This window comes from Streptomyces sp. IBSBF 3136, assembly GCF_036815105.1.
GTDB lineage: Bacteria > Actinomycetota > Actinomycetes > Streptomycetales > Streptomycetaceae > Streptomyces.
This window is the reverse complement of sequence record NZ_JAJSZC010000001.1, coordinates 27,398-48,496: the sequence shown is the minus strand read 5'-3', so window position 1 is coordinate 48,496 and position 21,099 is coordinate 27,398. Positions and strand designations below refer to the sequence as shown.

The 21,099-nt window shown below is 73.5% G+C and carries 17 protein-coding genes; 13 read left to right on the top strand and 4 right to left on the bottom strand.

Going from position 1 to position 21,099, the window contains the following annotated elements; genetic code table 11:
- The first annotated feature begins 23 nt into the window (after window positions 1-23).
- The 7 genes from V7E45_RS00150 (at window position 24) to V7E45_RS00120 (ending at window position 10,122) form a co-directional block, all read left to right on the top strand.
- The gene (locus tag V7E45_RS00150; RefSeq protein WP_333771985.1) at window positions 24-2,270 is read left to right on the top strand and encodes a serine/threonine-protein kinase; all 2,247 of its coding nucleotides are present in this window, start codon (window positions 24-26) and stop codon (window positions 2,268-2,270) included.
- Window positions 2,271-2,528: 258 nt separating this feature from the next.
- Window positions 2,529-3,866 carry a S8 family serine peptidase gene (locus V7E45_RS00145; RefSeq protein WP_333771984.1) on the top strand — a complete coding sequence of 446 codons (1,338 nt, stop codon included), beginning with the start codon at window positions 2,529-2,531 and terminating at the stop codon, window positions 3,864-3,866.
- Between the two features lie 9 nt (window positions 3,867-3,875).
- The gene (locus V7E45_RS00140; RefSeq protein ID WP_333771983.1) at window positions 3,876-4,157 is read left to right on the top strand and encodes a hypothetical protein; all 282 of its coding nucleotides are present in this window, start codon (window positions 3,876-3,878) and stop codon (window positions 4,155-4,157) included.
- A gap of 126 nt (window positions 4,158-4,283) precedes the next feature.
- Entirely contained in the window at window positions 4,284-5,843 is a 1,560-nt protein-coding gene (locus V7E45_RS00135) for a phytoene desaturase family protein (protein ID WP_333771982.1), read from the top strand.
- A 79-nt stretch (window positions 5,844-5,922) separates the two neighbouring features.
- The gene (locus tag V7E45_RS00130; protein ID WP_333771981.1) at window positions 5,923-7,035 is read left to right on the top strand and encodes an NAD(P)H-dependent flavin oxidoreductase; all 1,113 of its coding nucleotides are present in this window, start codon (window positions 5,923-5,925) and stop codon (window positions 7,033-7,035) included.
- Entirely contained in the window at window positions 7,032-8,582 is a 1,551-nt protein-coding gene (locus tag V7E45_RS00125; protein ID WP_333771980.1) for an acyl-CoA synthetase, read from the top strand. The genes V7E45_RS00130 and V7E45_RS00125 overlap by 4 nt, the downstream gene beginning before the upstream one ends.
- A gap of 43 nt (window positions 8,583-8,625) precedes the next feature.
- Window positions 8,626-10,122, top strand: coding sequence for an acyl-CoA synthetase (locus tag V7E45_RS00120; RefSeq protein WP_333771979.1), 1,497 nt, complete (start codon window positions 8,626-8,628; stop codon window positions 10,120-10,122).
- An 83-nt stretch (window positions 10,123-10,205) separates the two neighbouring features.
- On the opposite strand, the gene paaK is transcribed toward V7E45_RS00120, so the two are convergent.
- Window positions 10,206-11,501: a phenylacetate--CoA ligase PaaK gene (paaK, locus tag V7E45_RS00115; RefSeq protein WP_333771978.1), complete on the bottom strand. Its 1,296-nt coding sequence runs from the start codon at window positions 11,499-11,501 to the stop codon at window positions 10,206-10,208.
- Between the two features lie 192 nt (window positions 11,502-11,693).
- Here paaK and V7E45_RS00110 point away from each other — a divergent pair, with 192 nt between their 5' ends.
- Window positions 11,694-12,605, top strand: a complete 912-nt coding sequence (locus V7E45_RS00110; protein ID WP_333771977.1) for an alpha/beta fold hydrolase — start codon at window positions 11,694-11,696, stop codon at window positions 12,603-12,605.
- Here V7E45_RS00110 and V7E45_RS00105 read toward each other — a convergent pair.
- Both V7E45_RS00105 and V7E45_RS00100 read right to left on the bottom strand, forming a co-directional pair.
- Complete coding sequence (locus tag V7E45_RS00105) at window positions 12,574-14,577, bottom strand: sulfatase (protein ID WP_443055882.1); 2,004 nt, start codon at window positions 14,575-14,577, stop codon at window positions 12,574-12,576. The genes V7E45_RS00110 and V7E45_RS00105 overlap by 32 nt on opposite strands.
- A gap of 151 nt (window positions 14,578-14,728) precedes the next feature.
- Entirely contained in the window at window positions 14,729-16,351 is a 1,623-nt protein-coding gene (locus tag V7E45_RS00100; protein WP_333771976.1) for an acyl-CoA synthetase, read from the bottom strand.
- Window positions 16,352-16,539: 188 nt separating this feature from the next.
- On the opposite strand from V7E45_RS00100, the gene V7E45_RS00095 reads away from it, so the two are divergent.
- The 5 genes from V7E45_RS00095 to V7E45_RS00075 all read left to right on the top strand — a co-directional run bounded on the left by V7E45_RS00095 (window position 16,540) and on the right by V7E45_RS00075 (window position 20,849).
- A complete protein-coding gene (locus V7E45_RS00095; RefSeq protein WP_333771975.1) occupies window positions 16,540-17,340 on the top strand; it encodes a crotonase/enoyl-CoA hydratase family protein in 801 nt (266 codons plus the stop codon).
- A gap of 22 nt (window positions 17,341-17,362) precedes the next feature.
- A complete protein-coding gene (locus tag V7E45_RS00090) occupies window positions 17,363-18,304 on the top strand; it encodes a Zn-ribbon domain-containing OB-fold protein (protein ID WP_333771974.1) in 942 nt (313 codons plus the stop codon).
- The gene (locus tag V7E45_RS00085; RefSeq protein ID WP_333771973.1) at window positions 18,301-19,350 is read left to right on the top strand and encodes a thiolase domain-containing protein; all 1,050 of its coding nucleotides are present in this window, start codon (window positions 18,301-18,303) and stop codon (window positions 19,348-19,350) included. Before V7E45_RS00090 ends, V7E45_RS00085 begins: the two co-directional genes overlap by 4 nt.
- A complete protein-coding gene (locus tag V7E45_RS00080; protein ID WP_333771972.1) occupies window positions 19,347-20,513 on the top strand; it encodes a thiolase domain-containing protein in 1,167 nt (388 codons plus the stop codon). Before V7E45_RS00085 ends, V7E45_RS00080 begins: the two co-directional genes overlap by 4 nt.
- A gap of 93 nt (window positions 20,514-20,606) precedes the next feature.
- On the top strand, window positions 20,607-20,849 hold the full coding sequence (locus V7E45_RS00075) for a DUF397 domain-containing protein (protein WP_333771971.1): 243 nt from the start codon (window positions 20,607-20,609) through the stop codon (window positions 20,847-20,849).
- On the opposite strand, the gene V7E45_RS00070 is transcribed toward V7E45_RS00075, so the two are convergent.
- Window positions 20,842-21,009 (bottom strand): hypothetical protein, encoded by a 168-nt coding sequence (locus V7E45_RS00070; RefSeq protein ID WP_333771970.1) that lies wholly within the window; start codon window positions 21,007-21,009, stop codon window positions 20,842-20,844. The genes V7E45_RS00075 and V7E45_RS00070 overlap by 8 nt on opposite strands.
- Between the last annotated feature and the right edge of the window lie 90 nt (window positions 21,010-21,099).

The window sequence follows — 21,099 nt, the reverse complement described above, 5'->3', positions numbered from 1 at the left end:
GGCGACGGGGGCGACGGCGCGCGATGGGGGAGAACAGGCTGATCCAGGGCCGTTACCGGCTGCTCGACCTGATCGGGCGGGGCGGCATGGGCGAGGTGTGGCGGGCCCGGGACGAGTCCCTCGGGCGGCAGGTCGCGGTGAAGTGCCTCAAGCCGCTCGGCCCGCAGCACGACGCCTCCCTCGCCCGGGTCGTGCGCGAAAGGTTCCGCCGGGAGGCCAGAGTGGCCGCGGCGCTGTCCCACCGAGGGGTGACCGTCGTCCACGACTTCGGCGAGGACGACGGCGTGCTCCACCTCGTCATGGAACTGCTGGACGGACGCGACCTCAGCCGGCTCCTGGAGGACGGCAAGGGGCACCCGCTGCCGGTGGTCGAGGTGATCGACATCGCGGAACAGGTGGCCGCCGCCCTCGCGTACACCCACCGGCAGGGCGTCGTCCACCGCGACCTGAAACCCGCCAACGTCGTCCGGTTGGCCGACGGCACCGTGAAGATCTGCGACTTCGGCATCGCCCGCCTCGGCCACGACATCGGCTTCACCGCCCGGCTGACCGGCACCGGCGTCGCGATGGGCACCCCGCACTACATGTCCCCGGAGCAGATCGCCGGCACCGAGGTCGACCACCGCAGCGACCTGTACTCGTTGGGCTGCGTGCTCTACGAGATCGCCACCGGGACGCCCCCGTTCGACCTGGACGATGCCTGGGCCATCCTGGTCGGCCACCGCGACACCCCGCCCAGACCGCCGCGCGTCCGGCGCCCCGAACTGCCCGCGCCCTTCGAGCGGATCGTCCTCGACCTGCTGGCCAAGCGCCCCGAGGAACGCCCCTACGACGCGGCGGAGCTGGCGCGCCGCCTGTCGGCGGCCCGCGCGCCGGCCGGGTACGTGCCGACGGTCGTGACGTCCTGGCCGCCCGCCGGCGGGACGGCCGTGCGCGAGCCCCGCCTGCCGTCCTGGACCCGGGGCATGACCACCGGCCACAAGGCGGTCGGCGCCGGACCGCGCGCCACCCCGGCCGACCCCGGCGCGGCCCTGACCGGCGCCTGGACCCTCCCGGCCGCCACCGGCGCCTGGACCCTTCCGGCCGCCACCGGTGCCGAGCCGGCGGTCCCGACCCGGCCGTCCCCGGCCGCCGTCGCCGGCCTCACCGCACGGCACCAGGAGGCGCTCGCCCTGGCCCGGCGCGGCCACTGGACCCGGGCGCGCGAGATCCACCTGGCCGTCGCCGCCGAACGGGCGGCCCTGCTCGGCCCCGACCACCCGGACACCCTCGCCAGCCGCTACGAGGCCGCCTTCACCCTCAGCCGCACCGGCCGGGCCGCCGCCGCGCTGCGCGCCTACACCGGCGTCGCCGACGCCCGGGAGCGCGTCCTCGGCCCCGACCACCCCGACACGCTCGCCGCGCGCCAGGAGACCGCCTACGTCCTGGGCCGGCTGGGCCGCCACTTCGAGGCCCACCAGACCTACACCGCGGTGCTGGCCGCCCGGCTGCGCGTCATGGGTCCCGACCACGCCGACACCCTGCGCTGCCGGCACAACCTCGCCCTCAACCTCAGCCGGCTCGGCCGCCTTCAGGACGCGCACCGCATGGCGCTCGACGTGGCCGCCGCCCGGGCCCGGGTGCTCGGCCCCGACCACCCCGACACCCTGGTCACCCGGTACGAAGTCGCCTACACGCTGGGGCAGTCGGGCCGCTGGGAGGAGGCGCTGCGCACCTACCGCGAGGTGGCCGAGGCACGCGCCCGTACCCTCGGCCCCGACCATCCGGACACCCTCGCCGCCCGCTACGAGGCCGGGATCAGTCTCGGCCGGCTGGGCCGCAGCGCGGACGCCCTGCGGCTCTACCGCGACCTGGTCGAGGACCGCACCCGGGTCCAGGGCGCAGCCCACCCCGAGACCCTGCGCGCCCGGCACGGTCTCGGCGTCAACCTCGGCCGGCTCGGACGCTGGGAGGAGGCCCTCGCGGAGGCCCGTGACGTGTGCGCGCAGCGCGAGCGCGTCCTCGGCCCCGACCATCCGGACACCCTGGTCAGCCGCCGCGAGGTCGCCGTCGCCCTGGGCTGGCTGGGCCGCTGGACGGCCGCGCTCACCGAGTACGGCAGGGTCGCCGCCGCCCGCGAACGCGTCCTCGGCCCGGACCACCCCGACACCCTCGCCAGCCGCAACGACGAGGCCCACTGCCTGGAGCAGCTGGGCCGCGGCGCGGAGGCGGTGGAGCTGTACCGCAGGGTCGCGGTGCTGAGCCGGCAGCGAGTGTCCGGAGGTCGCTGACGGCCACCGGCACGGTGGCTCAGACACCCGCTCGGGCTGCCTTTGGCATGTGCCAACGGTATTTCGCCTGATTGGCGGTGCCTCGCAAGGGCCGCGTCCTGAGATCGTGGCGCCAGTTTCCCGGTGGAGCGAACCCCGGTGACCGGCCAGTCGGCCACCGGTGAGTCCTCCCACACCTCACATGCAGCGGCGCCCCCGCCGTTTCCGCGCGTCGGCGCCGCGCATCCCCTCAAGAGACAGGAGCCGAACGTGCGTGTCATGATCCAAATGCGCCCCGAGCCCGACGTCGTCGCGGCCGTCATCGATCCGGGCGTCACCACCACCGCCGCCGACGTCGCCGGCCCGATCCCCGGAATCGCGCTGGACCCGGGCTTCGAGCCGGTACCTGTGCCCGGGCCCCAGCCCGCGGCACCCGGCGCGGACCCGTTGTCCCTGGAGACCGCCCGGTTCTCCATGGCCCCCGAGCACGCCACTGTCCTGGTACGAGGCGAGATCCAGGACTACGACGTGGCCAGCCGCTACGCGATGCTGGCGCTGGCCCGCCCGGACATCGTGGGCATCTCCTCGGACCCGGCCATCGAGACCCTGCCGACCTGTGGCGGCGACGGTCCGGTGGGCGACTGGCACGACGTCCGCGCCAAGCTGACCGACCACCTGAAATCGGAGGGCATGGACGGCGACGGAGTCGCCCTCGCCATCCTCGACACCGGCATCAACGTCGCCCATGTGTCCCGGATCCTCGGCCAGGACGTCACCGTCGACGAGGCCCGCAGCTGGAAGCCCGCCGGGGTCAACGGGAACTTCGGGCAGTTCCCGGTGGACCACGGCTCGATGTGCGCCTTCGACACCAGGATCACCGCGCCCCGGGCCGCGCTCCTGGACATCCCCGTCCTGAGCCCGAAGCCGCTGCTCGGACTGCTCTCCGACGCCGTCGCGGCCTTCGCCCACCTGCGGGGTGTCCTGGACGCGATGCCGGCGGAGGGCCGCTCGCTGGTGGTCAGCAACAGCTGGGGGTCCTTCAGCCCCAGCTGGGACTTCCCGCCCGGCCACCCCGGAAACTACTCGGACAACCCCGCGCACCCCTTCAACCTGGCCGTCAGCGCCCTGGAGCAGGCGGGCGCCGACATCCTCTTCGCGGCCGGCAACTGCGGCCGGGAGTGCCCCGACACCCGCTGCGCCTTCCCCGACCGGCCCATCAACGGCGCCAACTCGCACCCCCGCGTGCTGTCCATCGGAGGCGTCGACACCCGCGGCGCCCGGGTGGGCTACTCCTCCGAGGGACCCGGGCGGCTCAGCCGTCGCAAGCCGGACGTCTGCACGTTCACTCACTTCGCGGGGTCGCAGGCGTTCGGCCCGGACGAGCCGGACACCGGGACCTCCGCCGCCTGTCCCGTCGCCGCCGGTGTGGTCGCCGCGGTGCGCTCCCAGCTCTCCGCCACCGAGCTGCCCCCGGCCGATCTGCGCACGCTGCTCCGCCGTACGGCGGACGACCTCGGGATGGCCGGCTTCGACTTCAAGTTCGGGTACGGCATGGTGGACGCGGCCGGCATCGTCGAGGCGGTGCGCAGGCGCCGGAAGAACGGCCGTCATCACTGAGGAGAAGCCATGACCCCGGGCCCCGCCGTCCTCGTCACGGTGACCCTGCCCGCCGGGGCGACGCTGGAGGACGCCCTGCACCGGTACGGGCTCACCCCCGACCAGGTCGACGAGGCGTACGGACTCGTCTCCGTGGACCCGGCCAAAGGCCTGTACGCCCTGCTCGTCAGCGAGGACGCGGCGGCCCGCCTCACCGGCGGTCCCGGCGCGTCCGGCCCGTACGCAAACCCGCGCATCGAGCCCTACGGCCCGCCGCGACCCGCACCCGGGACCGGCGAGGACGAACGCTGAGCGGCACGCCGGGGGGGGGGGGGGGGGCCCCCCCCCCCCCCCCCCCCCCCCCCCCCCCCCCCCCCCCCCCCCCCCCCCCCGCCGCGTACCTCTGGCCCCCTTGATCGTCTCGTGCTACGAAGAGGCATGCCTGCTGACGAGGGAACCCGCAGCTACGACGTCGTCGTCGTCGGTGGCGGCCACAACGGTCTGGTCGCCGCCGCCTACCTGGCCCGGGCCGGCCGAAGCGTGCTGGTGCTGGAACGACTGGACCACACCGGCGGCGCCGCCGTGTCCACCCGGCCGTTCGCCGGGGTGGACGCCCGGCTGTCGCGCTACTCCTACCTGGTCAGCCTGCTGCCCCGGAAGATCCTGCGCGACCTCGGGATCGAGGTCGGCCTCCGCGGCCGCACCATCTCCTCGTACACCCCCGTGGAGCGCGGCGGACGGCCCACCGGCCTGCTCGTGGGCGGCGGCGAGCCGCGCACCCGGGCGGCCTTCGCGCGGCTCACCGGCGGCGAGCGCGAGTACGCGGCCTGGCAGCGCTTCTACGGCATGACCCACGAGGTCGCCCAGCGCGTCTTCCCCACCCTCACCGAACCGCTGCCCACCCGTGACGAGCTGCGCCGCCGCGTCGACGACGAGACCGCCTGGCGGGCGCTGTTCGAGGAGCCCATCGGTGTCGCCGTCGAGGAGAACTTCACCGACGACCTGGTGCGGGGCGTGGTCCTCACCGACGCGCTGATCGGCACCTTCGCCGACGCCCACGACGCCTCCCTCGCCCAGAACCGCTGCTTCCTCTACCACGTCATCGGCGGCGGCACCGGCGCCTGGGACGTGCCGGTCGGCGGCATGGGCGCGCTGACGGACGCGCTGGCGGCCGCCGCGCGCTCGGCGGGAGCGGTCATCGCCACCGGACACGAGGCGCTCGCCATCGACACCGACGGGCGCACCGCCGAGGTCCGCTACCGCACGGCCGACGGCGAGGGCGTCGCCGCCGCCCGGCACGTCCTGGTGAACGCCTCCCCGCGGGAACTGGCCGCACTGACCGGGGACACGGCCCCGGAGCCCGCCGAGGGCGCCCAGCTCAAGGTCAACATGCTGCTCACGCGGCTGCCCAGGCTCCGCGACCCCGACGTCGACCCGCGCGAGGCCTTCGCGGGCACCTTCCACATCGCCGAGGGCTACCGGCAGCTCGCCACCGCCCACGCCCAGGCCGCCGCCGGCGAACTGCCCACCGCGCCACCCTCGGAGATCTACTGCCACTCCCTGACCGACCCCAGCATCCTCGGCCCCGACCTCGCCGGGCGCGGCTACCAGACGCTGACTCTGTTCGGCCTGCACACGCCCGCCCGGCTGTTCACCCACGACAACGACGCGGTCCGCGAGGAACTGCTCAAGTCCACTCTCGCCCAGCTAGACGCCCACCTCGCCGAACCCCTCGCCGACTGCCTGGCGACGGATGCCGACGGCCGCCCCTGCATCGAGGCGAAGACCCCGCTGGACCTGGAGCGCGACCTGCGCCTGCCCGGCGGCAACATCTTCCACCGCGCCCTGTCCTGGCCGTACGCCCAGGAGGGCACCGGGCGCTGGGGCGTGGAGACCCGGCATGCCAATGTCCTGCTCTGCGGCGCCGGCGCGGTGCGCGGGGGAGGCGTGAGCGGGGTGCCGGGGCACAACGCGGCGATGGCGGTGCTGGCGGACTAGGGAGCCCGCGCCGCAAGGTATCTGACGGAGCATCAGAAAAGGTCTTCCGTCGTACGGGGGACTGCGGCATCCTGCGCCCATGCAGACGGAGCTGAGCAGGAAACTGGGCGTCGAGCACGCCGTCTTCGGCTTCACGCCGTTCCCCGCCGTGGCCGCCGCCATCAGCAGGGCCGGCGGCTTCGGAGTGCTCGGCGCGGTCCGCTACACCGCGCCCGACGAACTGAAGCGTGACCTCGACTGGATCGAGGCGCACGCGGAGGGCCGGCCCTACGGCCTCGACGTGGTGATGCCCGCGAAGATGGTCGAGGGCGTCACCGAGGCGGACGTGGAGGCGATGATCCCCGACGGGCACCGCCGATTCGTGCGGGACACCTTGGCACGGTACGGCGTCCCGGAGCTGGCGGAGGGCGAGGCGTCCGGCTGGCGGATCACCGGCTGGATGGAGCAGGTCGCCCGCACCCAGCTCGACGTCGCCTTCGACTACCCGATCAAGCTGCTCGCCAACGCCCTCGGCTCCCCGCCCGCCGACGTCGTCGCCCGCGCCCACGACCACGACGTCCTGGTCGCCGCGCTCGCGGGCAGCGCCCGGCACGCCCGCAAGCACCAGGAGGCGGGTATCGATGTCGTGGTGGCCCAGGGCTACGAGGCGGGCGGCCACACCGGTGAGATCGCCACCATGGTGCTGACCCCCGAGGTCGTGGAGGCGGTCGACCCGCTGCCCGTCCTCGCCGCCGGCGGCATCGGCAGCGGACAGCAGGTGGCGGCCGCCCTGGCCCTCGGCGCCCAGGGCGTCTGGCTGGGGTCCGTGTGGCTCACCACCACGGAGGCCGACCTCCACTCGCCCGCCCTCATCCGCAAACTCCTCGCCGCCGGGTCCGGCGACACCGTCCGCTCCCGCGCCCTGACCGGGAAACCTGCACGCCAGCTGCGCACCGAGTGGACCGACGCCTGGGACGGCCCGGCCGGACCCGGCACCCTGCCCATGCCGTTGCAGGGCCTGCTGGTCGCCGACGCCGTCTCCCGGATCCAGAAGTACGAGATCGACCCGCTGCTCGGCACCCCCGTCGGCCAGATCGTCGGCCGGATGACGAGCGAACGCGCTGTCAGGGACGTCTTCGACGACCTCACCCGCGGCTTCGAACGCGCGGTCGACCGTGTCAACCGTATCGCCGGAAGGAGCGGCCCCTCGTGAGCACACCCCCCGCCGGCTTCTGGGCCCAGGCCGCCCAGGACCCCGAACGCACCGTCCTGATCGCGCCCGACGGCGCGCCGTGGACCGCGGGCCGCCTGCACGCCGACGCCAACCGGCTCGTCCACGGGCTGCGCGCGGCGGGCCTGACGCGCGGTGACGCCTTCGCCGTCGTCCTGCCCAACGGAGTCGAGTTCCTCACCGCCTACCTGGCCGCGAGCCAGGCCGGGTTCTACCTGGTCCCGGTCAACCACCACCTGGTGGGCCCGGAGATCGCCTGGATCGTCTCCGACTCCGGCGCCAAGGTCCTCGTCGCGCACGAGAGGTTCGCCGAAGCGGCGCGCCGGGCCGCCGACGAGGCCGCGCTCCCCGCCTCCCACCGGTACGCGGTCGGCGCCGTCGACGGCTTCCGGCCGTACGCCGAACTCCTCGACGGCCGGCCCGCGTCCGCCCCCGGCGACCGCACGCTCGGCTGGGTCATGAACTACACCTCCGGTACGACCGGACGCCCGCGCGGCATCCGCCGCCCCCTGCCCGGCAAGGCCCCCGAGGAGGCCTACCTCGGCGGCTTCCTCGGCATCTTCGGCATCCGGCCCTTCGACGGCAACGTCCACCTGGTCTGCTCGCCGCTCTACCACACGGCCGTCCTGCAGTTCGCGGGCGCGTCCCTGCACATCGGCCACCGCCTGGTGCTCATGGACAAGTGGACCCCCGAGGACATGCTCCGCCTCGTCCACACCCACCGGTGCACCCACACCCACATGGTCCCCACCCAGTTCCACCGGCTGCTGGCGCTCCCGGACGAGGTGCGGGCGCGCCACGACGTGTCGTCCATGCGGCACGCCATCCACGGCGCCGCCCCCTGCCCGGACCACGTCAAACGGGCCATGATCGACTGGTGGGGGGACTGCGTGGAGGAGTACTACGCGGCCAGCGAGGGCGGCGGCGCCTTCGCCACCGCCGAGGACTGGCTGAAGAAGCCCGGCACGGTCGGCAGGGCCTGGCCCATCAGCGAACTCGCGATCTTCGACGACGACGGCAACCGGCTCCCGCCCGGCCGGCTGGGCACGGTCTACATGAAGATGAGCACGGGCGGGTTCTCGTACCACAAGGACGAGACCAAGACGCGGAAGAACCGCATCGGCGACTTCTTCACCGTGGGCGACCTCGGCTACCTGGACGAGGACGGCTACCTGTTCCTGCGCGACCGCAAGATCGACATGATCATCTCCGGCGGGGTCAACATCTACCCGGCCGAGATCGAGTCCGCGCTGCTCGCCCACCCCGCCGTCGCCGACGCCGCCGCCTTCGGCATCCCGCACGACGACTGGGGCGAGGAGGTCAAGGCCGTGGTCGAACCGGCGCCCGGGCACGAACCGGGCCCGGTCCTCGCCGCCGCCCTGCTCGACCACTGCGCGGAGCGCCTCGCCGGCTACAAACGGCCCAGGAGCGTCGACTTCATCGCCGAGATGCCCCGCGACCCCAACGGCAAGCTCTACAAGCGGCGGCTGCGCGACCCCTACTGGGAAGGCCGCGCACGTCCGGTGTGAGGGTTCTTGACCTGCGCGTCCGGCGGGCCGAGGATCGGCTGTCATGACGCAGGGACAGGGCAGCACCGTCGACGGGGTGCTGCGGCGCAGCGCCCGCCGCACTCCGGCACGCGTGGCGCTGGAGTACGGGGAACGCCAGTGGACGTACGGGGAACTGGACGACGCAGTCTCCCGGGCGGCGGGCCTCCTGCTCACCGGGGGGCTCGCCCCCGGCGACCGGGTGGCCGCCTACGGCCACAACTCCGACGCCTACCTGATCGCCTTCCTCGCCTGCTCCCGCGCTGGCCTGGTGCACGTGCCGGTCAACCAGAACCTGACCGGTGACGACCTCGCGTACATCCTCGGCCAGTCCGGCAGCACCCTGGTGCTCACCGACCCGGACCTCGCCGGACGGCTGCCCGACGGCACCCGCGCGCTGCCCCTGCGGGACACCGGGGACTCGTTCCTGACCCGCCTGGCCGACGCGCGGCCCTACGACGGTCCGGAACCGCGCACCGAGGACCTGGTGCAGCTCCTGTACACCTCGGGCACCACCGCCCTGCCCAAGGGCGCGATGATGACCCACCGCGCCCTGGTGCACGAGTACCTGAGCGCGATCACCGCCCTCGACCTGAGCGCGGGCGACCGGCCCGTGCACGCGCTGCCGCTCTACCACTCCGCGCAGATGCACGTGTTCCTGCTGCCGTACCTCGCCGTCGGCGCCACGAACATCGTCCTGGACGCGCCCGACGGTGACCGCCTCTTCGACCTGATCGAGGCCGGCCGGGTGGACAGCCTGTTCGCACCGCCGACGGTGTGGATCTCCCTGGCGGGCCGGCCCGACTTCGCCGCCCGGGACCTGGGCGGACTGCGCAAGGCCTACTACGGGGCGTCCATCATGCCCGTGCCGGTGCTGCGGCGGCTGCGCGAACGGCTGCCGGGGCTCGCCTTCTACAACTGCTTCGGGCAGAGCGAGATCGGCCCGCTGGCCACCGTGCTCGGACCCGACGAGCACGAGGGCCGCCTCGACTCCTGCGGCCGGACCGTGCTGTTCGTGGACGCGCGCGTGGTGGACGACAAGGGCGAGGACGTGCCGGCCGGCACCCCCGGCGAGATCGTCTACCGCTCACCGCAGTTGTGCGAGGGCTACTGGAACAAGCCCGAGGAGACCGCCGAGGCGTTCCGGGACGGCTGGTTCCACTCCGGCGACCTCGCGGTGCGCGACGAGGAGGGCTGGTTCACCATCGTCGACCGGGTCAAGGACGTCATCAACTCCGGTGGCGTGCTGGTGGCTTCACGCCAGGTCGAGGACGTCCTCTACACCCACGAGTCCGTCGCCGAGGCCGCCGTGATCGGACTGCCCGACGAGCGGTGGGTGGAGGCCGTGACGGCGGTGGTCGTCCCCCGCGGCGAGGTGACCGAGGAACAACTCGTCACGCACGTGCGGGAGAAGCTCACCGCATTCAAGGCCCCCAAGCGGGTCCTGTTCGTGGACGCGCTGCCGCGCAACGCCAGCGGGAAGATCCTCAAGCGGGAACTGCGGAACCGGTTCGGCGGATAGGGCCTGTTGCGAAAGTGGTCCTCGGCCGTCCGAAGCCCGGCGCGGCCGCCCTTCGGGCGACGAGGCCACTTGGGCGACAGGACCTAGCGGGGGCGCAGGTCCACGATCCGGCGGATCTTGCCCATGGAGCGTTCCAGCGACTCCGGCTCCACGATCTCCACGTCCACGGAGACCCCGACCCCGTCCTTCACCGCCGCCGCGATGGACAGGGCCGCGGCCTGACGGGCCTCCGACGTGGCCCCCGGGCGCGCCTCGGCCCGTACCGTGAGCGCGTCCATGCGGCCCTCGCGGGACAGCCGGAGCTGGAAGTGCGGCGCCACACCGGGGGTGCGCAGCACGATCTCCTCGATCTGGGTGGGGAACAGGTTGACCCCGCGCAGGATCACCATGTCGTCGCTGCGCCCGGTGATCTTCTCCATGCGCCGGAACACCCGGGCCGTACCGGGCAGCAGCCGGGTCAGGTCCCGGGTCCGGTACCGGACGATCGGCATGGCCTCCTTGGTCAGCGAGGTGAACACCAGCTCGCCCCGCTCGCCCTCCGGCAGCACCTCGCCGGTGATCGGGTCGACGACCTCCGGGTAGAAGTGGTCCTCCCACACGTGGAGGCCGTCCTTGGTCTCCACGCACTCCTGGGCGACGCCCGGGCCGATCACCTCGGACAGCCCGTAGATGTCGACGGCGTCGATCCCGAACCGCTCCTCGATCTCGTGCCGCATCCGCTCGGTCCACGGCTCGGCCCCGAACACGCCCACCCGCAGCGAGGTGCCGCGCGGGTCCACGCCCTGGCGCTCGAACTCGTCCAGCAGGGTCAGCATGTACGACGGGGTGACCATGATGACGCCGGGCTCCAGGTCCCGGATGAGCTGGACCTGCCGGGCCGTCATGCCGCCGGACGCCGGGACGACCGTGCAGCCCAGGCGCTCGGCGCCGTAGTGGGCGCCCAGACCGCCGGTGAACAGTCCGTAGCCGTAGGCCACGTGCGCGATGTCACCGGGGCGTGCGCCCGCCGCGCGCAGGGAGCGCGCCACCATGTCGGCCCACATGGAGAGATCGTTCTCCGTGTAGCCGACCACCGTGGGCAGGCCCGTCGTGCCGCTGGAGGCGTGCAGGCGGCGGATGCGCTCGCGGGGCACGGCGAACATGCCGTACGGGTACTGCGACCGGAGGTCGGCCTTGGTGGTGAAGGGGAAGTGCGCCAGGTCGGCGAGCGAGCGGCAGTCCTCGGGGTGGACACCGGCCTTGTCGAAGGACTCGCGGTAGAACGGCACGTGCTCGTAGGCGTGCCGGAGCGAGGCTCGCAGCCGCTCCAGCTGGAGTGCCCGCAGTTCCTCGGCCCCGAGCCTCTCGCCCGCGTCCAGCAGGTCCGTCGCATCCGCCATCGGGACTACTCCTCGCCATCCTCGCATTACGGACGACCGATCATTCGGTCGTTTCCCTCGGGGTCAGTAATTCAGGCCATCCGGTCCTCAGGCAAGGGGTTCGCCGGAATTTCCCACGGAGACCGCGACGAGGCGCGGGACCGGGCGCGAAGTCGTTGCGGGGCCCGCGGGCCGACCGGAATGATCGTCCGCATGCCTACCTTCAGCGCCACGGACGGAACCCGGCTCGCCTACCACCTCCGGGGAGCGGGGGAGCCGCTGGCGGTCCTGCCCGGCGGCCCGATGCGTGCCTCCGAGTACCTCGGGGAGCTGGGCGGGCTCGCCGCCCACCGCCGGCTCGCGCTGCTCGACCTGCGCGGCACCGGGGACTCCGCGGTGCCGGCCGACCCGGCCGGCTACCGCTGCGACCGGATGGTGGACGACGTCGAGGCGTGGCGCGCGCACCTGGGCCTGGAGCGGATGGACCTGCTCGCGCACTCGGCCGGCGGCTGCCTGGCGACGCTCTACGCGGCCCGCCACCCGGAGCGGGTGCGGCGGCTCGTGCTGGTCACGGCCAACCCGTCGGCCCTGGGCATGCGGGCGACGGCCGAGGACCGGCTGGCCGCGGCCCGGCTGCGGTCGGGCGAGCCGTGGTTCGCGGAGGCGTTCCCCGCGTTCGAGTCCTGGCTGACCGGCGGCGGCGACTTCGACGAGGTGTTCCTGCCGTTCTTCTACGGCCGCTGGGACGACGCCGCCCGGGCGCACACGGAGCCCGAGGAGCGGCAGGTCAACGAGGAGGCGGCCGAGCGCTACTTCGACGAGGGCGCCTTCACCCCGGACGCCACCCGCGCCGCGCTCGCCGCCCTGACCGCCCCGGTCCTGGTGTACGCGGGCGAGTGGGACGGCGGGCCCCGCCCCGAGCTGGCCCGCCGCACCGCCGAGGCCTTCCCGGACGCGACGCTCACCGTGCAGCCCGGGGCCGCCCACTACCCGTGGCTGGACGACCCGGAGCGCTTCGTCCGCGAGATCGTCGCCTTCCTCGACGGGGACCGGGACGCGGACGCCGACCCGGGCGCCGCCCGGCCCGCGCCGGTCAGCGGGTCCCCGGGCCGTACGCCGTCATGAAACGGTCGCGGAACTTGTCCATGCTCCACTCCGGGGCGTCGTGCGCGGGCTTGAGCCCCTCCGTCCAGCCCCAGCCGGCGACCCGGTCCAGCACCTTCGGGTCGCGGGCGACGATGGTCACCGGCACGTCCCTGCTGGTGCTGCCCCCGGTCACCGTCGGGACGGGCTGGTGGTCGCCGAGGAAGACGAGGACCGTGTTGTCGTCGCCGTAGCGCTGGACCCACTGGGTCAGGCTGTCCAGGGAGTACTGGATGGCCTTGCGGTACTCGGTCCGCACCCGTTTCGCGCTCTTCCAGACCTCCGTGGGGTCCGTGCCCTCCTTCTTGATCCGGTAGAAGACCTTGCCGTTCCCCAGGTCCTTCCAGTCGATCATGTGGGCGATGGGGGACCACGGGTTGTGGCTGGAGGCGAGGATGATCTCCGCCATGATCGGGTCCCGGTTCCTCTTCCCGTGCTCCAGCTTCTGGAAGGCCTCCAGGCTGAACTGGTCCGGCACCGGCGTCCAGCTGAAGTACGGGCCCTGGTAACCGAGGTGGGTGGAGTCGTAGATGTGGTCGAGGCCGAAGTACCTGCCCTCGGGCCAGGACTTGCGCACGCCCGGGACGATGCCGACCGTGCGCCAGGCGCCGGTCTTGCGGAAGTAGCCCGTGAGCGTGGCGCGGTCACCGGTGGTCAGGCTCCGGTACCGCTGCTGGTTCTTGACCCAGGTCCCGGACAGGAACGTCGAGTGGGCGAGCCAGCTGCCCGCACCCGTCACGGGCGACCTGAGCCAGCCGCTGCGCGCGGAGAAACCGGCCGACCTGAGCCTGGCGTCGCCCGCGCTGAGCGTCGCGTCGATCTCCGGTGCCATCGCCGGGTCGTCGATCGCCACCCGTCCGTAGCTCTCGATGAAGGTGAGCATGACGTCCTTGCCGCGCAGCCCCGTCAGCAACCGGTCGGGCGGCGTCTTGGCGAAGGCGTCGACGGCCATCTCCTTCTTGTACACGTCGGCGTCGCCGAGGCCGTCGCGGACGTACTGCACCCGGTTGGACAGGTACTGGGCGTAGCCCTTGGTGGCGAAGGCGACACCGCCGAACTGCACCCCCAGGGTGAAGCAGATGACCCACACGATGCCGAGGACCAGGGTGGTGCGCACGGCCACCGGGCGGTACCGGGCCAGCTCGTTCGCCAGCCGGACCGTCGCGAGCGCGCTCACCGCGAGCACGACGACGACCAGGACGATCACCCCGATCACCGCGAGCAGCTCCCCCGAGCGGCCGAACGAGTCCTTCGTCCAGTCCGCCGCGTCGCTCAGCAGCACCCAGTCGAAGACCAGGTCGAACGGCCGGGCCAGCGTCTGGCGGAAGCCCATGTCGAGGCACTTCAGGACGGCCGACAGGCCGAGGAAGACACCCAGGGCCGCGGCCGTGATCCGCCGCGGCCGCGGCGGCAGCGCGAGCAGGAGCGCCGCGAGGAGGATCGCCTCGACGGGCAGTCGGAGGAACGACTGGACCGTGATCCAGTCGAGGCGGTTGGGCACGAGCAGCACGACGAGCACGAGCGCGGCCGCCAGCACACTCGTGCCGATCCGCACGGCCCGCGCGGCACGGGGGCTACGACGCCGCCACCCGAACCAGCCGGGACGCGACGGCGGGGCGGCCGCGGGGGCGGTGTCCTCCGTCGGGGCGGACACGTCAGGGGCGTCAGAGGCGCCGGATTCGGTGGGTGGGGAGGCGGGGTCCGGGGCGCTCGCCTGCGGTGCGGGCTCCGGTCGGGTGCCGGACGCCGGAGGGTGCTCGGGCGTGCCCGATGCCTTCGGCGTGGCCGCGGCCGCCTCGTCGGTGCCGGCCGGCCCGGCGGGCCGCGCCGGCTCCGCGGGTTCGGTCACGGCCGTGTCGTCCGGGGTCGCGGTGGCGTCGGGGCCCGCCCCGGTGCCGGGGTCGGCCCCCCTCGCGGTGTCCGGCAGTTGACGAGGGGGCGTGAGGTGCGGCACCCGTAGGTCCTTCCGTGCGAAGCCCGGCGATGGCACGGCGACCGGGCCCGCGGGGGCCGGGCCGCCGACCTCCGTACGGTCCGGCTTCACTCTCCGTTCAAAGTCCCGGGTCAACCGCGCGCAAAGACTACGCCGGTCACCGCCCCCGCGGTCACGCCGGGGAGGCGTCCGCCGCCACCGCCACCTCACGTGCCCACCGGTAGTCCGCCTTGCCGCTCGGCGAGCGCCGGATGCCCTCCGTGAGCACGAGCTGGCGCGGGATCTTGTACCCGGCGAGATGGGCACGGCAGTGGTCCTGGATGTCGTCCAGGCACAACCGCCGGGCTCCCGTGCGCAGTTGCACCACGGCCGCCACATGACTGCCCCAGGTGGCGTCGGGCACCCCGGCGACGAGGGCGTCGTACACGTCCGGATGCGCCTTGAGCGCCTGCTCGACCTCCTCCGGGTACACCTTCTCGCCACCGGTGTTGATGCACTGCGAGCCCCGGCCGAGGACGGTGACCACGCCCTCCTCGTCCACCGTGGCCATGTCGCCGAGCAGCACCCAGCGCTGCCCGTCCCGCTCGAAGAAGGTCTCGGCGGTCTTGCGGGGGTCGTTGTAGTAGCCGAGCGGCACGTGGCCGCACTGCGCGACCCGGCCGATCAGCCCCGGGGCGACGGGCTCGTGGGTCGCCGGGTCCACCACGCGGGTGCGGGAGTTGACCCGGATGCGGAAGCCCCGCCCGGGGCCCGAGTCCTCGGTCGCGGTGCCGTTGAAGCCGGACTCCGAGGAGCCGAAGTTGTTCAGCAGCAGGGCGTTCGGCACCAGTTCCCGGAACTGCCGGCGTACCGTTTCCGACATGACCGCGCCCGACGAGGAGACGCTGAACAGCGCCGAGCAGTCCGTGCCCTTCAGCGGCCCGGCCAGCGCGTCGATCAGCGGCCGGAGCATCGCGTCGCCGACCAGCGAGATGCTCGTGACCCTCTCCCGCTCGACGGTCCGCAACACCTCCTCGGGCACGAACTTGCGGTGCAGGACGACGCGCTGGCCGAAGTTGAAACCGATGAACGCGGTGAGGGTCGAGGTGCCGTGCATCAGCGGGGGAGTGGGGAAGAAGGTGATCCCCGACCCGCCGGCCGCGACCCGCTCGGCCAGTTCCCCGGGCGTCCGCACCGGCTCACCCGTCGGCGCGCCACCGCCGAGGCCGGCGAAGAACAGGTCCTCCTGGCGCCACATGACGCCCTTGGGCATGCCGGTCGTGCCGCCGGTGTAGATGATGAACTGGTCGTCGCCCGAGCGCGCCGGGAAGCCCCGCTCGGCGGACGCGGCCGCCTCGGCCTCGGTGAACGGCACCGCGCCGGGCACCTCCGCCGCCGCCGTGCCCACCCGCAACAGGTGCCGCAGCTTCGGCGTACGCGGCAGCGCCGCCGCCACCCGCTCGCCGAACTCCCCGTCGAAGACCAGCGCCACCAGGTCCGCGTCCCGGTAGAGATACACCAACTCCTCTTCGACGTAACGGTAGTTGACGTTGACCGGGACGACCCGCGCCTTCAGGCAGCCCAGGACCGTCTGGAGGTACTCGACGCTGTTGTACAGGTGCAGGCCGAGGTGCTCGCCGGGCCGGACGCCGCTGTCGATCAGGTGGTGGGCGACACGGTTGGCGGCCGCGTCCAGCTCCGCGTAGGTCAGTCGGCGCTCGGCGCCGGTGCCGGGGTGGTCGAGGTGGACGAGCGCCTCACGGTCCGGGACCACGTCGACGACCGACTCGAACAGATCGGCAAGGTTGTACTCCACCGCTCCTCCTGACCTCCGAGGGCCTGGCGATCCACCGGTTCGCCGGTCATCAGAGCAAAGGGCGCCACAAGTGGGAAGGGCCCACGCCAGAAAATCTGACTGACTGTCAGAAAATGGCGGGAGTTCCCTTGAAGTGCCTCCCCGCCTACTGCAACCTGTTCTCGTTCTCACCGAGGGGAGATGGGCACATGGGCGGGACCGAACACCTCACCGTGCGGCGCGAAGGCGCCACACTGGTGCTCACGCTCGACAGGCCCGAAGCCAGGAACGCGCTCTCGCTCCCGATGCTCGTCGGCCTCCACGACGGCTGGCTCGAAGCCGACGCCGACGACAGCGTCCGCTCGGTCGTGCTGACCGGTGCCGGCGGCGCGTTCTGCGCGGGCATGGACCTCAAGGCCCTCGCGGGCCGGGGCATGGCAGGCGAGGAGTACCGCGACCGCCTCAAGGCCGACCCCGACCTGCACTGGAAGGCGATGCTGCGCCACCACCGCCCCCGCAAGCCGGTCATCGCCGCCGTCGAGGGCCCCTGCGTGGCGGGCGGTACGGAGATCCTCCAGGGCACCGACATCCGGGTCGCCGGCGAGTCCGCCACCTTCGGCCTCTTCGAGGTCCGGCGCGGCCTGTTCCCCATCGGCGGCTCGACCGTCCGGCTCCAGCGCCAGATCCCGCGCACCCACGCCCTGGAGATGCTGCTCACCGGGCGGCCCTACAGCGCCCGGGAGGCCGCGGCCGTCGGGCTGATCGGACGCGTGGTCCCCGACGGGACGGCCCTCGCCGCCGCGCTGGAGACCGCCGAGCGGATCAACGCCTGCGGACCGCTCGCCGTGGAGGCCGTCAAGGCGTCGGTCTACGAGACCGCCGAGATGACCGAGACCGACGGGCTCGCCGCCGAACTCGTCCGAGGCTGGCCCGTCTTCGACACCGCCGACGCCAAGGAGGGCGCCCGCGCCTTCGCCGAGAAGCGGCCCCCCGTCTACAAGCGCGCCTGACCCACCGAAGGAGCTCTCAGGCATGCCCGAAGTCCTCAAAGCCCCGCTCGTCGTCGAGTTCCCCTTCACCCGCTCCCTCGGCCCGGTCCAGAGCGCCTTCCTCACCGGACTGCGCGAACGCGTCGTCCTCGGCGTACGGACCACCGACGGCCGCACGCTCGTCCCGCCCGTCGAGTACGACCCCGTCACCGCCGACGAGCTGCGCGACCTGGTCGAGGTCGCGCCCACCGGCACGGTCACCACCTGGGCCTGGAACCACGAGCCCCGCCGCGCCCAGCCCCTCACCACCCCCTTCGCCTGGGTCCTGGTCCGGCTCGACGGCGCCGACACCGCCCTGCTGCACGCCCTCGACGCCCCCGGACCCGAGGCCGTGCGCACCGGCATGCGGGTACGCGTCCGCTGGGCCGCCGAACGCACCGGAGCCATCACCGACATCGCCTGCTTCGAGCCGTACGACGGCGCACCCGTGCGACCCGGCGGCCACACCGGCGAGTTCGCCGACCCGCTGACCGGCATCGTCGCCCCCGCCCGCCTCGACTACACCTACTCGCCCGGCCGCGCCCAGTCCGCCCACCTCGGCGCCCTGAGCGAACGGCGGACCGTCGGCGAACGCTGCCCCTCCTGCCACAAGGTCTACGTCCCACCCAGGGGCGCGTGCCCCACCTGCGGCGTCGCCACCTCCGAGCAGGTCGAGGTGGGCCCCCGCGGCACGGTGACCACCTTCTGCATCGTCAACATCAAGGCGAAGAACCTCGACATCGAGGTGCCCTACGTCTACGCGCACATCGCCCTCGACGGCGCCGACCTCGCCCTGCACGCCCGCATCGGCGGCATCCCCTACGACCAGGTGCGCATGGGGCTGCGCGTCGAGCCGGTGTGGACGCCCGGAGCGCGCCACCCCGACCACTACCGGCCGACCGGCGAACCCGACGCCGCCTACGACACCTACAAGGAGCTGCTGTGACCAGGCAGATCGCGGTCGTCGCCTTCTCCCGGACCGACCCCACGCGCTCCGCCGAGGAGTCCTCCGAGGTCGAGATGCTCATGCCGGTGCTGCACGAGGTGCTGCGGCAGACCGGGCTGCGCACCGCCGACATCGGCTTCACCTGCTCCGGCTCCAGCGACTACCTCGCCGGGCGCGCCTTCTCCTTCACCCTCGCCCTCGACGGCGTCGGTGCCTGGCCGCCGATCTCCGAGTCCCACGTCGAGATGGACGGCGCCTGGGCCCTGTACGAGGCGTGGACCAAGCTGCTCACCGGGGACGCCGACACGGCCCTCGTCTACTCCTACGGCAAGTGCACGCCCGGCTCCGTGCGGGACGTCCTCACCCGGCAGCTCGACCCCTACTACCTCGCCCCGCTCTGGCCCGACTCCGTGGCCCTGGCCGCCCTCCAGGCACAGGCCCTCATCGACGCCGGGGACACCGACGAGGCCGCCCTCGCCGCCGTCGGCGCCCGCAGCCGGGCCGACGCGGCCGCCACCCCCCACACCCGGCCGACCGGCCCGCCGCCGCGGGGCGACTACGTCGTACGCCCGCTGCGGGCCGGTGACTGCCCGCCGGTCGGCGACGGCGCCGCCGCCGTGATCCTGGCCGCCGGGGACCGGGCCCGGGAACTGTGCGAGCGGCCCGCCTGGATCCGGGGCGTCGACCACCGGATCGAGGCCCACGCCCTGGGCGTGCGCGACCTGACCGACTCGCCCTCCACCCGGCTGGCGGCCGAGAAGGCCGGCGCCTTCCGGCGTCCCGTCGACACGGCCGAGTTGCACGCGCCCTTCAGCGCCCAGGAGATCGTGCTGCGCAAGGCCCTGCGGCTCGGCGACGGCGTCCGCGTCAACCCCTCCGGCGGCGCCCTCGCCGCCAACCCGGTCATGGCCGCCGGGCTCATCCGCGTCGGCGAGGCCGCCGCCCGCATCCACCGCGGCGAGTCCGACCGCGCCCTCGCCCACGCCACCTCCGGACCCTGCCTCCAGCAGAACCTGGTCGCCGTACTCGAAGGGGATCCACGATGAGCAAGGAGCCCGTGGCCGTCGTAGGAGTCGGCCAGACCAAGCACGTGGCCGCCCGCCGGGACGTGTCGATCGCGGGACTCGTCCGCGAGGCGGCCCGCAGGGCCCTGGACGACGCCGGGCTGACCTGGGCGGACGTGGACGCCGTCGTCATCGGCAAGGCGCCCGACTTCTTCGAGGGCGTGATGATGCCCGAGCTGTACCTCGCCGACGCCCTCGGTGCCGTCGGCAAGCCCATGCTGCGGGTGCACACCGCCGGATCGGTCGGCGGATCCACCGCCCTCGTCGCCGCCAACCTGGTCGCGGCCGGCGTCCACCGCACCGTCCTCACCCTCGCCTTCGAGAAGCAGTCCGAGTCCAACGCCATGTGGGGCCTGTCCCTGCCCATCCCCTTCCAGCAGCCGCTGCTCGCCGGGGCCGGCGGGTTCTTCGCCCCGCACGTGCGCGCCTACATGCGGCGCAGCGGCGCCCCCGACACCGTCGGCTCCCTCGTCGCCTACAAGGACCGCCGCAACGCCCTGAAGAACCCGTGGGCGCACCTCCACGAGCACGACATCACCCTGGAGAAGGTCCAGGCCTCACCCATGCTGTGGGACCCGATCCGCTACTCCGAGACCTGCCCCTCCTCCGACGGCGCCTGCGCGATGGTGCTGACCGACCGGGCGGGGGCGGCCCGCGCCCCGCGGCCGGCGGCCTGGCTGCTCGGCGGCGCCATGCGCAGCGAGCCGACCCTCTTCGCCGGCAAGGACTTCGTCTCGCCGCGGGCCGGCAGGGACTGCGCCGCCGACGTCTACCGGCAGGCCGGCATAGCGGACCCGCGCCGGGACATCGACGCCGTCGAGATGTACGTGCCGTTCTCCTGGTACGAACCCATGTGGCTGGAGAACCTGGGCTTCGCCGAGGAGGGCGAGGGCTGGAAGCTCACCGAGTCCGGGGTGACCGAGCTGGACGGGGACCTGCCCGTCAACATGTCGGGCGGGGTGCTCTCCACCAACCCCATCGGCGCCTCCGGCATGATCCGGTTCGCCGAGGCCGCCCTCCAGGTGCGCGGTCTGGCCGGGGAACACCAGGTGGACGGCGCCCGCAAGGTGCTCGGGCACGCCTATGGCGGCGGCTCGCAGTTCTTCTCCATGTGGCTCGTGGGGTCGGCGCCGCCCAACTCCTGAGCGGCGCGCGAAAGTCCTCCTCACGTGGCCTGTCGGCGGTAGGAAGCGGTCGCTAGGCTGACCCGCGGACGACGAACCGGGAGGAGCACGGACGTGGCCGAGAGCACCATCCAGCAGCAGCCGCTCGCGGGCTGGGACAAGCCGGAGCTGGACCTCAGCAGCGCCGAGTGGCAGTCCAGCAGCCGAGGACTGGGCGATGTCCAGATCGCCTTCGTCGAGGGGTTCATCGCGATGCGCAACAGCGACCGGCCGGAAAGCCCCTCCCTGATCTTCACCCCGGCGGAATGGGGCGCCTTCGTCTCCGGCGCACGCGAAGGGGAGTTCGACCTCACCTGAGCGAGGCGCCCACCGGCCGCACCCGCGCCGGACGCACGTCCTGCGCTCCGCCACCGGTCGCCCGCACGGCGGGCCGGGTCACCCGGGCGGCCCCGTCGAGCGCCGCCGGGCGGACCGGGGCGCCCGCCTGCGGCCCCACCTGGAGAGTGGGCGGCGGCACGGCGTGCGGCGCTCACCCACCGTGGTGGAGGCGGTGATCGGGGGCCGCCTGGCGGCTCGCCCACGCGTCACCTGTCGGGCGCCGGGCACG